16 protein-coding genes are annotated in these 14,777 nt (G+C 68.0%); 12 read left to right on the forward strand and 4 right to left on the reverse strand.

The window, feature by feature from the left end; translation table 11 throughout:
* Nucleotides 1-85: 85 nt before the first annotated feature.
* Together ACFVTE_RS04510 and ACFVTE_RS04515 are read left to right on the forward strand one after the other, a co-directional pair.
* Nucleotides 86-799, forward strand: a complete 714-nt coding sequence (locus ACFVTE_RS04510) for an ArsR/SmtB family transcription factor (RefSeq protein ID WP_387097427.1) — start codon at nucleotides 86-88, stop codon at nucleotides 797-799.
* Complete coding sequence (locus ACFVTE_RS04515) at nucleotides 796-1,032, forward strand: 2-nitropropane dioxygenase (protein ID WP_387097430.1); 237 nt, start codon at nucleotides 796-798, stop codon at nucleotides 1,030-1,032. The genes ACFVTE_RS04510 and ACFVTE_RS04515 overlap by 4 nt, the downstream gene beginning before the upstream one ends.
* 60 nt (nucleotides 1,033-1,092) lie before the next feature.
* Here the strand turns inward: ACFVTE_RS04515 and ACFVTE_RS04520 are convergent, their stop codons facing one another.
* Nucleotides 1,093-1,602 (reverse strand): Lrp/AsnC family transcriptional regulator, encoded by a 510-nt coding sequence (locus ACFVTE_RS04520; protein WP_387097433.1) that lies wholly within the window; start codon nucleotides 1,600-1,602, stop codon nucleotides 1,093-1,095.
* A 118-nt stretch (nucleotides 1,603-1,720) separates the two neighbouring features.
* A complete protein-coding gene (locus ACFVTE_RS04525; protein ID WP_387097436.1) occupies nucleotides 1,721-3,022 on the reverse strand; it encodes an MFS transporter in 1,302 nt (433 codons plus the stop codon).
* Nucleotides 3,023-3,111: 89 nt separating this feature from the next.
* On the opposite strand from ACFVTE_RS04525, the gene ACFVTE_RS04530 reads away from it, so the two are divergent.
* Nucleotides 3,112-4,098: a LysR substrate-binding domain-containing protein gene (locus ACFVTE_RS04530; protein ID WP_387097439.1), complete on the forward strand. Its 987-nt coding sequence runs from the start codon at nucleotides 3,112-3,114 to the stop codon at nucleotides 4,096-4,098.
* 51 nt (nucleotides 4,099-4,149) lie between these two features.
* Here ACFVTE_RS04530 and ACFVTE_RS04535 read toward each other — a convergent pair whose 3' ends face one another.
* Nucleotides 4,150-5,181, reverse strand: a complete 1,032-nt coding sequence (locus tag ACFVTE_RS04535) for a nitronate monooxygenase (RefSeq protein ID WP_387097442.1) — start codon at nucleotides 5,179-5,181, stop codon at nucleotides 4,150-4,152.
* A 36-nt stretch (nucleotides 5,182-5,217) separates the two neighbouring features.
* Here ACFVTE_RS04535 and ACFVTE_RS04540 point away from each other — a divergent pair, with 36 nt between their 5' ends.
* The 9 genes from ACFVTE_RS04540 (at nucleotide 5,218) to ACFVTE_RS04580 (ending at nucleotide 14,380) form a co-directional block, all read left to right on the forward strand.
* Nucleotides 5,218-6,189: an N-acetylglucosamine kinase gene (locus tag ACFVTE_RS04540; RefSeq protein WP_387097445.1), complete on the forward strand. Its 972-nt coding sequence runs from the start codon at nucleotides 5,218-5,220 to the stop codon at nucleotides 6,187-6,189.
* A 149-nt stretch (nucleotides 6,190-6,338) separates the two neighbouring features.
* A complete protein-coding gene (locus ACFVTE_RS04545; RefSeq protein WP_387097448.1) occupies nucleotides 6,339-6,803 on the forward strand; it encodes an NUDIX hydrolase in 465 nt (154 codons plus the stop codon).
* Between the two features lie 327 nt (nucleotides 6,804-7,130).
* A complete protein-coding gene (gene rsgA / locus ACFVTE_RS04550; protein ID WP_387097450.1) occupies nucleotides 7,131-8,204 on the forward strand; it encodes a ribosome small subunit-dependent GTPase A in 1,074 nt (357 codons plus the stop codon).
* Nucleotides 8,205-8,472: 268 nt separating this feature from the next.
* A complete protein-coding gene (locus ACFVTE_RS04555; protein WP_387097453.1) occupies nucleotides 8,473-9,597 on the forward strand; it encodes an ATP-binding cassette domain-containing protein in 1,125 nt (374 codons plus the stop codon).
* Nucleotides 9,597-10,310, forward strand: coding sequence for an ABC transporter permease (locus ACFVTE_RS04560; RefSeq protein WP_387097456.1), 714 nt, complete (start codon nucleotides 9,597-9,599; stop codon nucleotides 10,308-10,310). The genes ACFVTE_RS04555 and ACFVTE_RS04560 overlap by 1 nt, the downstream gene beginning before the upstream one ends.
* Nucleotides 10,307-11,050 carry an ABC transporter permease gene (locus ACFVTE_RS04565; protein WP_387097459.1) on the forward strand — a complete coding sequence of 248 codons (744 nt, stop codon included), beginning with the start codon at nucleotides 10,307-10,309 and terminating at the stop codon, nucleotides 11,048-11,050. Before ACFVTE_RS04560 ends, ACFVTE_RS04565 begins: the two co-directional genes overlap by 4 nt.
* Nucleotides 11,047-12,006, forward strand: a complete 960-nt coding sequence (locus ACFVTE_RS04570) for an ABC transporter substrate-binding protein (protein WP_387097461.1) — start codon at nucleotides 11,047-11,049, stop codon at nucleotides 12,004-12,006. The genes ACFVTE_RS04565 and ACFVTE_RS04570 overlap by 4 nt, the downstream gene beginning before the upstream one ends.
* Before the next feature lie 263 nt (nucleotides 12,007-12,269).
* Complete coding sequence (locus tag ACFVTE_RS04575; RefSeq protein ID WP_387097464.1) at nucleotides 12,270-13,490, forward strand: pyridoxal phosphate-dependent aminotransferase; 1,221 nt, start codon at nucleotides 12,270-12,272, stop codon at nucleotides 13,488-13,490.
* A gap of 35 nt (nucleotides 13,491-13,525) precedes the next feature.
* Complete coding sequence (locus ACFVTE_RS04580) at nucleotides 13,526-14,380, forward strand: PPK2 family polyphosphate kinase (RefSeq protein ID WP_387097467.1); 855 nt, start codon at nucleotides 13,526-13,528, stop codon at nucleotides 14,378-14,380.
* Between the two features lie 48 nt (nucleotides 14,381-14,428).
* Here ACFVTE_RS04580 and ACFVTE_RS04585 read toward each other — a convergent pair whose 3' ends face one another.
* Nucleotides 14,429-14,617 carry an exodeoxyribonuclease VII small subunit gene (locus ACFVTE_RS04585; RefSeq protein ID WP_076803786.1) on the reverse strand — a complete coding sequence of 63 codons (189 nt, stop codon included), beginning with the start codon at nucleotides 14,615-14,617 and terminating at the stop codon, nucleotides 14,429-14,431.
* Nucleotides 14,618-14,777 lie beyond the last annotated feature (160 nt).

A 14,777-nucleotide genomic window follows, 5' to 3' on the forward strand; every position in this document is an offset into this window, starting at 1 on the left:
AGCGTTTCTTGCAAAGAAACGGTTGCAAAGAACTCGTTGCAAAATAATCGTTGCAAAGAAATCTTTGCAAGAGTAGCCTTGCCGTATGGCCACCAAGCCCAACCCCGAAGCCCCCGGCGTGCAGAAACTGCCGTACCCCGTCCGGAAGATGGACCCGGCCTCCCTCAAGGCCCTCGCCCATCCGCTGCGCGTCCAGATCCTGGAAATGCTGTCCCGGTACGGCGCGCAGACGGCGTGCAGCCTCGGTGAGCTGCTGGGGGAGTCCAGCGGTTCCACGAGCTATCACCTGCGCCAGCTGGCCAAGCATGACTTCGTCCGGGAAGTCGAGGGAAAAGGCACGGCGCGCGAGCGGTGGTGGGAGCGGCCCCGCGGCGCCATTGAGGTGTCCTCACCTGAGCTTGCCAGTTCCCCTGCCACGCAGGAAGCGTCGCGGCTGGTGAACAGGGAGTTCGAGCTCCGCCGCCAGGCCGTGCTGGCCGATTTCATGGCGCACGGGGCGGACACCCTCGACCGCGACTGGCTGGAAGCCGCCACCGTTAGCACCGCCAACGTGCGCATGAACGAGGAGCAGTTGGGCGCGTATACGCGGGCCATGGAAGCCTACTCCTACCGGCTGCTGGAGGAGGTCCGCGCCGAGGGGGACCAGGAAGGCGCCAGGCCGGTACAGATCCACTTCAACGCCTTCCCCATCCTCGGCGTCCCCGCATCCGCAGGCACCCGCGGCCAGCGCAAGAGTCCCGCCCAAGCGGCATCCATCAGCCCAGCACCGTCAATGAGTCCTGAAAGGAAAGAGCCATGAGTGCTCTATCGGTCAGCCAGTCCGTCTCCGGCTACCGCCGCGCCTCCGTCCTGGAAGCCCTGGCCGTCCGCGTCGGCGCCGGCCTGGTGGAATGGGCGGAGCGGCGCCGGGTTGTGCCGGAGGAAGCCGTCCGGCAGCAGCGGTACGCCGCGCGGCGCCGCGACGAACTGGCCCTCCTCCGCGGCGACATTCTCGGCGCAGCGCACTCAGGCCTGCTGCTTCCCCGCCGCTGACGGCGAAGGCCTGCTCGGGCGGGCCGGTCAGCCCTGGTGGTGGTCAGCCCTGGTGCCGGGTCAGTCCTGCTCCGGCAGCGGCCCGTGGTTGCCCTGCATGTGGTCGAACACCAGGGTGGTTTCGGTGTGTCCCACCACGGGGTCGGTGGCGAGGTTGTCCAGAACCCAGTCCCGCAGGTCCTCGGTGGTGGCGACAGCGATGTGCAGCAGATAGTCGACCGAGCCCGACGTGTGGAAGGTCGACAGCACTGCCGGCAGCTTGGGGACCCGGGAGGTGAACCGGTCGATCTGCTCGCGGTCGTGGGCGCGGAGCCGGACGGCGATCAGGGCCTGAACTGACCGGCCGATGGCCGAGAGGCTCAGTTTGGCCTCAAACCCCTGGATGATGCCGCGGTCCGAGAGTGCGCGGGTGCGCATGAGGGCGGTGGAGGGGGCGATGCCCACCAGTTCCGCGAGCTGCTTGTTGGAAATCCGGGCGTCGTCCACCAGGGCCGCCAGCAGCCGCTCATCGATGGCGTCGAGCGGCTCGTGCCCCGCCGCCGGCCGAATATTCTTCGGGTTGCTGCTCACGGATCCTCCTGAAGTGTTCTCCGTTCATCTTAGCGGCGTCAAAGTGGCCAAGACATTCACAACCGGGCGGCACTTCCGAACATCTGCGGGTTTGCCTCCCCCTTCTGCGGCGAATTATTCAGGGCTGCTGCAGGCTTGAGCTGTCCTGCGGGCGCTGCCGCCGTTGGCGTCCGGAGGCGGGGTGCGCGACGGCGGTGATCACCGCCGTCGTGCATCCCAGGATGATGACGGCGCCAGCCAGCGCCGGCCAGCCGAGGGACTGGAACACGAGTCCGCCGGCCCAGCCCAGGATGCTGGAACCGAGGTAGTACGCGAGGTTGTACAGCGACGCTGCCTGGGCCCGGCCGGTCTGGGCGATGGCTCCGGTCCAGCCTGCGCCGATGCTGTGGGCCGCGAAGAAGCCGCCGGTGAAAATGATCAGGCCGGCCAGTATCAGCACCAGCACCTGGGTGAGGGTGAGGGCCAGGCCTGCCGCCATCACCGCGGTGCCGGCCAGCAGCACCGTGCGGCGGCCGAAGCGCTGCGTCAGGGCGCCGGCCCAGCGCGAGGTCGCGGTGCCTGACAGGTAGGCCAGGAAGATGAGGCTGATGAGCGTGGCCGGAAGGCTGAACGGTTCGCCGGAGAGCCGGAACCCGAGGTAGTTGTAGACGGCCACGAAGCCGCCCATCAGCAGGAAGGCCTGCACGTAGAGTGCCAGCAGCCTCGGGTTGGCCAGATGGCCGGTCAGGGTCCTGGCAGCACCGCGGAGCCCACTCCCGCGGGCCGGGCTGAAGCCGCGGGCCTTGGGGATGAGGACCAGGAAGAGTACGGCGGCCGCGGTGGCCAGGGCGGAGACCGCGAGCGCGGCGGCGCGCCATCCCCACAGTTCCCCGGCGGGTCCGGCCACGAGCCGGCCGGCCAGCCCGCCCAGCGTGGTGCCCGCGACGTAACTGCCCGCGGCCACGGCGGCGTGCGCGCGGTCGATCTCCTCGTTGAGGTAGGCGATCGCGATGGCCGGAATGCCGCCCAGGGCCATGCCCTCCAGCATCCGGAGACCCAGCAGGACGGGGAAGGACGTGGCCAGCGGCACCAGCAGCCCCAGGGCGGTGGCCAGGCAGATTCCCCAGGTCATCGCCTTTACCCTCCCGATCCGGTCCGCGAGGAACGACCAGGGGATGACGGTGACGGCGAGGCCCACGGTGGCCAGCGAAATGGTCAGCGCGGCTTCCGCTGCGCTCACGCGAAGCTCGGCCGCCAAGACGGGGAGCACTGCCTGGGTGGAATAGAGCTGCGCGAAAGTGGCCACGCCGGCGAACGCCAGGCCGGCCAGGATCCTGCCGTAGGCCTGTGATCCCTTCGGGTGCCCGTTCCACCCGGTGCCCGCCGGCGGCCGGGACTGGCTCGGCGGGATTTCGGGGGCGTGCTTGTGGGACGTTGGCATGCCTTCAGCGTAGATCTATGCTGACTTAGCATCCAATGCATGATTTATTGATAATTCATGCAGGGGCGGATTGATTGACGGAGGAAGCCGTGGATATCGAGCACAGGCAGCTGGTGCAGCTGCTTCCGGTTCTGCCGCTGCTGGCGGAGCTTGGACGCACGCAGCACATCACCGAAACAGCAGAGCTGCTGGGCGTTCCGCAGTCGACGGTCAGCCGTGCGCTGGCCCGCGCCAGCGCTGTGGTGGGGACCGAGCTGCTGGTCCGGGACGGCAGGGGAGTCCGGCTGACTCCTGCCGCCATGACGCTGCTGCCCTACGTGGAGTCGGCGCTTGCCGAGTTCCGCGCCGGCCTGGACGTTGTCCGGCACGAGTCCGAGGTGGTGCGCGGACGGATCGCCGTGACCTTCCAGCACACGTTTGGCGAGGCGACGCTTCCGCTGCTCATCAGTGCGTTCCGGAGCCGCCATCCGCAGACGGAGTTCGATCTCAGCCAGGGTTCGCGCGACAGCTGCCTGGCGGAACTCTCCTCGGGGGCGGCCGATCTGGCCCTGACCGCACCCGTGGCACCCGCCAGCCGGGCCATCGGCTCCGCCGCGCTGTACCGGGAGCCGCTGCGGCTCGTGGTGCACCACCGGCACCCGCTGGCGGACCGGAAGTCGGTGGGCATGGCCGAGATCCGGAAAGACCCATTCGTTGCGCTGGGTTCCGGCTACGGGCTGCGTTCCCTGGCCGATGCGCTGTTCCGGGCGGCCGGCTTCAGGCCGCGGATCGCCTTTGAAAGCCAGGATTCCCACACCGCCCGTGGCCTGGTGTCCGCCGGGCTGGGTGTCAGCATCCTTCCGCCGGAGGGCGGCAGCGGCCCGGGACGTGGTGTCACGGCGGCCACCGGCGACCTGGGCTGGGTGGAAATTCCGCTGGAATCGGAGCTGGCGTACCGCGAGATCGGGATGGCCTGGCGTGAGCGCCGCGGAGTGCGGGAGGGTGAACCGGACGCCGTGCGGCTCTTCCGGGAGCTGGTGCTGGAGGAAGGGCCGGGTCTGCTGGCGGGGCTGGTCCGGGCCCGGTCGGGCGCCTGACCGGCCCCTTCCACCGGCCCCCTTGTTACGGGACCTCCGGGCACGCGGGCTCTAGCCGTCCAGGAGCGCGCCCACCGCGTCCGCCACGGGTCCGGTCTTTGCCGAGCGCCAGCCCTTGCCCGCCCACAGGTTCAGCCGCTCCCGGTCACCGGCGGCCGCCGCCGCCGCGCGGATGGGGGCTGTCAGGTGGTGGATGGCAGGGTAGCCCTCGGGGGCGTCCCCATGGTCGCGGACGAAGTCATTGACGAGTGCCCGTGCGTAGCGCCCGGTGAAGGCCCGGGTGGGTGTTGTTTCGGTGAAGTGCTCGTCGCCGAGGGCGTCTTTGTGCAGCTGCCGTGCGCCGCTTTCCTCGGTCCGCAGCAGCGCCGTCCCCACCTGGGCGGCGACCGCCCCGGCCGCAATCACCGACCTGACGGCGGCGGCGTCGGACACCGCGCCGGCCGCGATCAGGGGAAGACCGACGGCGGCCGTCACCTCCCGGATCAGCTCAGCGGTCGACGGCGGCATGCCGCCCGGTTGCGCCGTGGGCAGGAAGGCCCCGGAGTGGGCTCCGGCGCTGCTGTGCTGGACGACGAGCCCATCGAAGCCGCGGCCGGCTGCCAGCTCGGCCTCGGCGCGGCTGGTGACCGTGGCGAGGACGGTCGACCCCGCCTTCCGGAGCGCCTCGACAACAGCGGAATCGGGCAGCCCGAAGGCGAAGCTGACGAGTTCGACGGGGTGCTCCAGCAGGAGGTCGATCTTGGCCTGCCAGGCATCGTCGTCGTCAAGCACCAGGGGCGGCACGGTCACGCCGTAGCGCGCGGCGTCCTGGCCGAGGCTGCTCCGGTACTCCTCCAGCCTGGCGACGGCCTCGGGGGTGGGGTTCAGCTGTGCCTGGTCGGGCACGAAGACGTTGACGCCGAACCGGACGCCGGCGTCCCGGCAGGCGCGGATCTCCGCGCTGACCGCGTCCGCACTCTTGTAGCCTGCGGCGAGAAAGCCGAGTCCTCCGGCACGGTGGACGGCCGCGACGAAGCCCGGTGTGGACGTCCCTCCTGCCATCGGCGCTGCAATGATGCGGGTATCGATCTCGGCGTGGGGCATGGCCGGCTCCTTGGGGCTAATCAGTAATCTGTTCAGGTGACTAACTCTGACAACCTATCCGGTGCGGCCCCTGCTGCGTCCAACGCTGTTTCGTCCAATGCTCTCCCGTCCCGCGCCACCCAGCCCGACGGCGTCGTGATCGGCCTCGACATCGGAGGCACCAAGACGCGGGGCGTCCGGTTCGAGCACGGGGAGCCGGTGGCCGACGAAAGCGTGGGAAGCGCCAACGTCCAGAACGTCAGCCGCGCCGAAGCCGCCGCGCACCTCGCGGAGCTTTTCGCCAAGATCGGCAGCGGGCCGGTGGCACAGGTTTACGCAGGCGCCGGCGGCATCGACACCGAGGAGGACGCCGCCGCCCTGGCCGCCCTCATCGAGCCGCACGCCCCGGGCGCCCGGATTACCGTGGTCCACGACTCCCGGCTCCTCCTCGCGGCGGGCGGCGCCAGCACCGGCGTCGCAGTCATCGCGGGCACCGGCTCCGCGGCCTGGGGCACGAACGGCCGCGGCAGCGAGGCGCGGGCCGGCGGCTGGGGCTACCTCCTGGGCGACGAAGGCAGCGGCTACTGGCTGGGCAGGGAGGCAGTGCGGCACAGCCTGCGGCGCATGAACCAGGGGCAGGAACCGGACGAGCTGACCCGGGCGCTGCTGCATTCCTGCAGCACCGATGACCCCAACAAGCTGATCGCGCTCTTCCACTCCCCGGACACGGGGCGCCGCTTCTGGGCGCAGCAGGCCCGGCTGGTAGTGGAGGCGGCCGACGCCGGCCACAGCGTAAGCCGGGACCTGATCGACCAAGCGGGAAAGGACCTGGCCGAGATGGCCGCCCAGGTCCTCCGGCAGCTGGAGCTGGACGGGCCGGTCATTCTGGGCAGCGGCCTCGGCATGAACGTTATCCGGCTCCAGGAATCGTTCCGCAAACACCTGGCCGCGGCGGGGGTCAACGACGTGCGGATCCTGGAGCAGGACCCCGTCTTCGGTGTTCCGCTTCTGGTCCGCGAGCAGGCCTGAGGGGCGCTAGGACCGGGCCCGCCGTGCGTCCCTGTGCCAAGGTCGGCGGGCGGGCAGGTTTCCTCCTGCGCGAGAAGCGCCAATTCGTCACAGTCCCACTTAAAAGGACGGCCGCCTGCACGCCGATAGCACGGGGCTACGCTGGAGCGATGACCGTTCTCTTCGACACCCGCCCCGCCGCCTACGCGGTGATCATCCGCGACAGCGCCATCCTCCTGGCGTACTGGAAGCAGGACGGCAAGGAAGGCTGGACGCTTCCCGGCGGCGGGCTGGACCTGGCCGAGCACCCTGTGGACGGCTGCATCCGTGAAGTCTTCGAGGAGACCGGCTACCACGCCGAAATCGGACCGATGCTGGGCATCGACGTCGGGCACTGGCCTGCCGGTACCCGGCTGGACGGGGCGGACCGCGACTTCCAGGCGCTCCGCCTGGTCTACGAGGCGCGGGTGACGGGCGGGGAGCTCACCCACGAAGAGAACGGCACCACCACGCACGCCGCATGGATACCGCTGACTGACATCGGTTCCCTCAACAGGGTCTCCCTGGTGGACGCCGCGCTGCGGCTGTTCCGGGAACGGCCGGTCAACGGCAAGCTGGACTCAATTCCTGACTGAACTCCCTAGCCAGCCGCCGCCCGGCTGGCTATTCTGAGGAGTCCGTGGACATTCTGTCCGGCGGCGGCCGGTCTGGCATGTGAACTTGGTGCAGGGGAGGTGGACCTGATGATTGCAGAATTTGTGCGCGCTCCGCGCCCTTCCGAAAACACTTTCATTACTCCTGCCCCTGCTGCTGCCCACTCGTAGCCCGTCCAGCACCCTCAGTGCACAGCGCACTGCCTGGACGGCCGGCGGCGTTTCGGGGCCAACCCGAGGTCCACAGTGAAAAACCCTTCCGGCACTCGTGCCAACCATCTTCACAGCCCTTCAATCAAAATTGACCCAATGCCGGGCCCAATCCAGGGCCCGGTCCCCTACGGCTTCACGGAGGCAGCGGCGCAGCACTTCGCCGCCCATCCGGCCGACGGCGGCGAGGCCGCCGCCCGCGTGGTCCGGGTGGACCGCAACCGGATTGTGGCAGCCACGGCCGACGGCCTGGTGCACCTGCCCTACCCGGCCGGGGCAGTGCCCGCCACCGGAGACTGGATCTGGCTCGGCCGCAACCGGGCAGCGGAACCGGCCGTCGTCGGCGTTCTTCCGCGCACCTCCGAGCTGAGCCGCAAGCGCGCCTTCGACCCGTCCACGGAGGCCCAGGTCCTGGCCGCGAACATCGACATGGTGGGCGTGGTGGTTCCCGTGGACCGTCCCCTAAGCCACAACCGGCTTGAACGGACGCTCGTGGCCGTCTGGGATTCGGGTGCCACACCCCTGGTGATCATCACGAAGGCGGACCTGGCGGACATCGCCGATGACGTCGTCGGGAAGGTCATCCTGCAGGCGGCCGGCGTGGACGTGGTGACCACCTCTGCCGAGCACGGGGACGGCATCGACGAACTGCTCTCCAGGGTGCGGCCGGGCCGGACGCTGGCCCTGCTCGGGCCCTCCGGCGCCGGCAAGTCCACGCTCATCAATGCGCTCGCGGGCCACCACGTCCAGTCGACGGGTGACGTGCGGGCCGCCGACGGCAGGGGCCGGCACACCACGACGTCCCGGGAACTGGTGCCGCTGCCCAACGGCGCCGTGCTGATGGACACCCCCGGTGTCCGCGGCTTCGGCCTGTTCGACGCCGAGGACGGCATGGAGGAGATGTTCGGCGACCTGCAGGTGCTCTTCGGGCAGTGCCGCTTCTCCGACTGTGCCCATGACAGGGAGCCCGGGTGCGCGGTCCGTGAGGCGCTCGACGACGGGTCCCTCGAGGAGCGGCGGTGGGCCAGCTACCTCAAGCTGCAGCGCGAGCTCGCCGCCCTGGAACGGCGGCATGACGCGGCGGCACGAAGGGCGTACCAGCGGGAATGGCACCAGAAGGTGGTGGTGGCCGGCCGGAGCCAGCGGGCCGCCGAGCGCTACCGCCATTCCTGAGGCTGGAATTTTTGTCCAGATAATGGCTCCAAAACCCCCCGCAGCGGCCATTATCTGGACAAAAACTCTTCCACCCATCCGGGCAGGGGAGGGCACCGAATCAAGGGTGTTTGTCTCCGAATGATTACGGTATCCGCGCCTGCCGCGGTTTTACTTCGGGCGCTGGTTACGCTGTGTCAAGACGCGCTTTACAGCCAAAAAACAGCGTGCTTATGATCAATTCGCTTTACCGTCCGATGTTGCCGCCCAACAGTTAGGTAAGCCGGGTATGGCCGAAGCCATGATTGAGTTCCAGAGCGTCACCAAGCAGTACCAGAGCGGGCAACCGGCGGTGGACCAGCTGAGCATGTCCATTGACCGCGGCTCCATCACGGTGTTCGTGGGACCATCAGGCTGCGGCAAGACCACCTCCCTGCGCATGATCAACCGGATGGTGGAGCCCACGTCCGGCACCATCACCGTGGGCGGACGGGACGTCACCTCCGTGCCGGCGGCCGAGCTCCGCCGTTCCATGGGTTACGTGATGCAGTCGTCCGGGCTGATGCCGCACCGCTCCGTGGTAGACAACATCGCCACCGTGCCCCGGCTGAACGGCGTGCCGAAGGCCGACGCCCGCAAGCGCGCGGAAGAACTGCTCGACGTCGTAGGGCTGGCTCCGTCGCTCGGCAAACGGTATCCGTCGCAGCTCTCGGGCGGCCAGCAGCAGCGCGTCGGCGTCGCCCGGGCGCTCGCCGCCGATCCGCCGGTGCTGCTGATGGACGAGCCGTTCAGCGCCGTTGATCCCGTCGTCCGCGACGAACTGCAGCAGGAACTCCTGCGCCTGCAGCGCGACCTGGCCAAGACCATTGTCTTCGTCACCCACGACATCGACGAGGCCACTGTGCTGGGGGACAAGGTGGCGGTCTTCGCCGTCGGCGGCAAGCTGGCGCAGTATGCCACGCCGGAGGAGATTCTCCGGGCACCGGCCAACGAATTCGTGGCCTCGTTTGTGGGCCGGGACCGCGGTTTCCGGCACCTTGCGTTCACCACGGCCGACGGCGTCGCGGTCCATCCTGTTGACACGGTCACCCGGGGCGGGGACGCCAGGGCGAACGCGGCCACCAGAGCGTACGGGGCGGAAAGCGCCGGCGCCGAGGACTGGCGCCTCGTGGTGGATGACCAGCAGCGCCCGCTGGGCTGGGAAGGCCCCGGCATGGACTCCCAGCTCATTCCCGGCGGCTCGCTGTTCCGGCCGGGCGACACCCTCCGGCGTGCCCTGGACGCCGCGCTGTCCTCGCCCTCGGGACTTGGTGTGGCGGTCGACGGCGACGGCAAGGTTGCCGGCGTCGTCAAGGGCGCGGAGGTGCTCTCCGTCATCGAGTCCGCGCGCCAGACCCGGCAGGGCGCGCTCTGATGGAGTGGTTCTTGGCGAACAGCCCCATGGTCTTCGAGCGGGCCGGCCAGCACCTGGTCCTGGCCCTGGTTCCGATGGTCCTGGGTTTGCTGATCTCCATCCCCTTGGCGCAGTTGTCGCGGCGGCACAGCGCACTCCGGCAGCTCGTGGCCACCGTGAGCTCCCTGCTCTACACCATCCCGTCGCTGGCGCTCTTCATCATCCTGCCGCCGCTGCTGGGAACCCGGATCCTCGACCCGCTGAACGTCATCGTCGCGCTGACCATCTACGCCGTGGCGCTGCTGGTGCGGGCGGCCATGGACGCCTTCGATTCCGTGGATGACGACCTCCGCCAGGCGGCCGTGGCCATGGGCTACAAGCCGGCCGCACGCTTCCTGCAGATCGACCTGCCGCTGTCGCTGCCCGTGATGTTCGCCGGCCTCCGCGTGGTATCGGTGAGCAACATTTCGCTGGTGAGTGTCGCCGCCCTGCTGGGAGTCGGCAACCTGGGGATGCTGTTCACGGACGGACTGCAGCGGAACTTCGTCACCGAGGTGGTGGTGGGGATTGCCGCCATCCTGCTGCTGGCGTTGGTGATGGACGCGCTGCTGGTGATCCTGGAACGGGTCCTCACGCCGTGGACCAGGGCCGGCTCCGTGAAGACCGATGCGCACGCCAGGTCCGGTGCCGAGTTCATTGCCGACGCCAAGGTGCATGCGGGGGCGGGCCCGTGAACATTTTCACCGAAACCTTCGCGTGGCTCGCCGATCCAGCGCACTGGTCCGGCCCGGGGGGGATACCCGCCCGGTTGTTCGAACATCTGCAGTACAGCTTCCTGGTCCTGGTCATCGCCGCCGCCATCGCGGTGCCGGTGGGTCTCTACATCGGCCACACGGGCAGGGGCCGCGTGGTGGCTGTGGCTGTGGCCGGCGCCCTCCGCGCGCTGCCCACGCTCGGGCTGCTGGTGCTGTTCGCCCTCGTCGCCGGAAGCGGGCTCATGCCGCCGGTGTGGGCGCTGGTCATCCTCACGGTGCCGCCCCTGCTGGCAGGCACGTATGCCGGCATTTCCAGCGTGGACTCCAACGTGGTGGACGCAGCCCGGGCCATGGGCATGAAAGAGCTGCAGGTCCTGTTCGGCGTGGAGGTTCCCAACGGGCTCCTGGTGATGTTCGGCGGTATCCGCACCGCCGTGCTGCAGGTGATCGCCACCGTGTCGGTGGTGGCCTACCTTCCGCTCGGCGGCCTGGGGCGCTACCTGTTCGACGGGCTGGTGCTTCAGGACTTCCCGCGGATGCTGGCGGGTTCGCTGCTCATCGCGGCGCTGGCGATCGTCGTCGACCTCGTCCTGGCGGCCGTGCAGCGGCTGGTCGTTTCACCGGGACTTTCCGCACGTTCCAAGGGCGGCCGCAAGGCCGCCACCGATCTCTCGGCTGCCGCACCCGCGGCGGCCGCTGTTCAAGGAGGCACCGCATGAAGTACCCCGTCCGCACGACTCTTACCCGCCGTGGCCTGGGCGGCCTCGCCGCCGGTGTCGGCGTCGCCCTTGTCCTGTCCGCCTGCAGCAGCGGTAGTCCGCTGTCGTCCCCCTCCACGAGTGCAGCCGGCGGTGCCACCTCCGGCGGTTCCCTCGTGGTCGGCTCTGCGGATTTCCCGGAAAGCCAGATCATCGCCGAGATCTACGCCGGCGCCCTGAACGCTGCCGGTGTCACCGCCACCACCAAGCCGAATATCGGCTCCCGCGAGATCTATTTCAAGGCCGTGCAGGACGGTTCGGTGGACGTCGTTCCCGACTACTCCGGCAACCTCCTGTCCCACGTTGACCCGCAGGCTGCCGAGGTCACGCCGGAGGACATCGTCAAGGCACTGCCGGGCAAGCTGCCGCAGGGTCTCGCCGTGCTGGACCCGTCCAAGGCCGAGGACAAGGACGCCATGGTGGTCACCAAGGCCACCGCGGAAAAGTACCAGCTCAAGTCCATCGAGGACCTGGCCAAGGTCTGCAAGGACCTGACCATGGCCGCCCCTGCCACGTTTGAAACCCGCTCCTACGGGTTCCCGGGGCTCAAGAAGAACTACAACTGCGAACTCAAGGCGCTCAAGCCCTTCAGCGACGGCGGCGGCAACCTCACGCTGCAGGCGCTCCTGAGCGACGAGGTCCAGGTGGCCGACATCTTCACCACCACGCCGTCCATCGCGGACAACGACCTGGTTGTGCTGGAGGACCCGAAGAACAACTTCAAGGCCCAGCAGGTGCTCCCGCTCTACAACACGGCCAAGGTGACGGACAAGGCCAAGGAAGCGCTCAACAACGTCTCCAAGACCCTCACCACGGACGACCTCATCAACCTCAACCGTGCGGTAAGCGGAAGCCAGAAGCAGAACGCCAAGGACGCGGCCGCCGCGTGGCTCAAGGACAAGGGCATCGTCAAGTAGGCCCCTTGCCTGATTAGGTGAGTACGACATTTGGGTGAGTACGACGGCGGCTGCCGGTTCCGCGCGGACCGGCAGCCGCCGTCGTCGTTAAGCGGGTAACGGCCCCAACTGACTCGCAGTTGTTGTCGTTTTGGGCCCTCAAAACGACAACAACTGCGAGCTACTTGGGTGGTGCCGCCCGCCCTGGCCCGGCAGACCCCGGAGGAACGCCGTGTGAGGCACGTCTCCCCGGAAGTACATCCCGCTTGTGGCATATTTGATGAATGGCAGAATTCAAGCAGTCCACCAAGCTTCATAATGTCCTATACGACATCCGTGGACCGATTCTTCAGGCCGCCCAGCAGATGGAGGCAGAGGGTCACCGCATCCTCAAACTGAACATCGGCAACCCCGCACCTTTCGGTTTTGAAGCGCCGGACGCGATCTTGGTGGACATGATCCGCCACCTGCCCAACGCCCAGGGATACAGCGATTCCCGCGGCATCTTCTCGGCCCGCACCGCCGTCTCGCAGTATTACCAGACCCGTGGCATCCAAAGCATCCACGTGGACGACATCTACCTGGGCAACGGCGTCAGCGAGCTCATCACGATGTCGCTGATGGCCCTGCTCGAAGAGGGCGACGAGATCCTCATCCCCACCCCCGACTACCCGCTGTGGACCGCCTCGGTGGCGCTGGCGGGCGGACGCCCGGTGCACTACCTCTGCGACGAGGAGTCCGGCTGGCAGCCCGACCTGGAGGACCTCGAAGCCAAGATCACTCCCCGCACCAAGGGGATCGTGGTCATCAACCCGAACAACCCCACCGGCGCCGTGTACCCGGAAAGCACGCTGCGCAAGATCGTTGCCCTGGCAGAGAAGCACGGGCTGGTGATCTTCGCCGACGAGATCTACGAGAAGATCCTCTACGAGGACGCCGTGCACGTGAACATGGCGGGGCTTACCGGCGACGACGTGCTGTGCCTGACCTTCAGCGGCCTGTCCAAGGCCTACCGGGTCTGCGGCTATCGGGCGGGATGGATGGCCATCTCCGGGCCCAAGAAGGAGGCCGCGGACTACCTCGAAGGCATCAACCTGCTGGCCAACATGCGGCTCTGCGCCAACGTCCCGGCCCAGCACGCCATCCAGACTGCCCTGGGCGGATACCAGAGCATCAACGACCTCATCCTGCCGGGCGGCCGCCTGCTGGAGCAGCGCAACAAGGCGTATGACATGCTCAACGCCATCCCCGGTGTCAGCACCCAGCAGGCGCGGGGGGCCCTCTACCTGTTCCCCAGGCTGGACCCTGAGGTCTACAACATCCGGGACGACGAAAAGTTTGTCCTGGACCTGCTCAAGGAACAGAAGATCCTGGTCTCCCACGGCCGGGCGTTCAACTGGGTCCGGCCCGACCACTTCCGGATGGTGACCTTGCCCAACGTCAAGGACATTGAGGAAGCAATTGGCCGGATGGGAGACTTCCTCAGCAGGTATCAGGGGAACTAGCCTTTACCCACAGACAACCGTGGAAAGAGGACCCGATGGCCGGCATTGTGGAATTCACGAAGCTCCCTTCCGAAACTTTGAAAGTCGGGAAGGGATTCCAACTGGCCGACGTTGACCCTGACGCCACGGTGGGCTACCCGGGAAACAAGGCCGACGGCGAGCTGCTCCTTGAGGAATTGGACGCAAAGCTCGCGCAGCTTCAGGAGCAGCTGTTTGCCGAGTCCAAGTTTGGCGGCACCAAGCGCATCCTCCTGATCCTGCAGGGCATGGACACCGCCGGCAAGGGCGGCATCGTGAAGCACGTGCTGGGCGCCATGGATCCGCAGGGCGTCAAGTTCAAGTCCTTCAAGGCCCCCACGCCGGAGGAAAAGGCCTACGACTTTCTGTGGCGCATCGAACGGGAAGTCCCGGCCGCCGGCATGCTGGGGGTCTTCGACAGGTCCCACTACGAGGACGTCCTGATCCACCGGGTTCACCGCTGGGCTGACCCCAAGGAGCTGGAACGCCGCTACCGGTCGATCAACGAGTTCGAGGCCCGGCAGGCGGCGGTGGGCACCAAGGTGGTCAAGGTCATGCTGCACATCAGCAATGACGAGCAGAAGAAACGGCTGCTGGCCCGGCTGGACAATCCCGCAAAGCATTGGAAGTACAACACCGAGGACCTGAAACAGCGCGCGTTTTGGGACGACTACATGGCCGCCTACCAGGCCGCCTTCGACGAAACCAACACCGACCACGCGCCCTGGTACGTCGTGCCTGCCAGCAAGAAATGGTACGCGCGCATCGCGGTGCAGCAGCTGTTGCTGGAGGGGCTCGGCGAACTCGACCTGGAGTGGCCCAAGGCCGAGTTCGACGTGGAGGCCGAGCGGCGCCTCGTCGACCGGTCCTGAACCTGCCCTAATCTCCCGCCATGCCTCCGCCGGCGGGCTGTCCGGCGCTCAGCCGTCCTTGCGGGCGGCCGCAAGCCGCTTCCGCGCGCCCTCCAGCCACTCTTCGCAGCGCCGGGCCAAGGCTTCGCCGCGTTCCCACAGGGCCAGCGAATCCTCGAGGCTGGTGCCGCCGGCCTCGAGCTTGGAGACCACGGCCACCAGCTGTTCCCGTGCTTCCTCATAGCTGAGGGCATCGATGTCCGGAGGAAGCGCGGGGCCGGGCTGGGCTGCGTTGCTTGGCCCTGCGTTGCCTGCCTGATCTGAGTCGGCTGGGTTTGTGTTGCTGCTCGGGTCTGTCATGTTTCCTGGCCTGTCGTGTCGGTGGTGTTGTCTTTGGGTGCTGGCGCTTCGGCGGCGC

The sequence above is a fragment of the Arthrobacter sp. NPDC058097 genome (assembly GCF_042884885.1).
Taxonomy (GTDB): Bacteria; Actinomycetota; Actinomycetes; order Actinomycetales; family Micrococcaceae; genus Arthrobacter.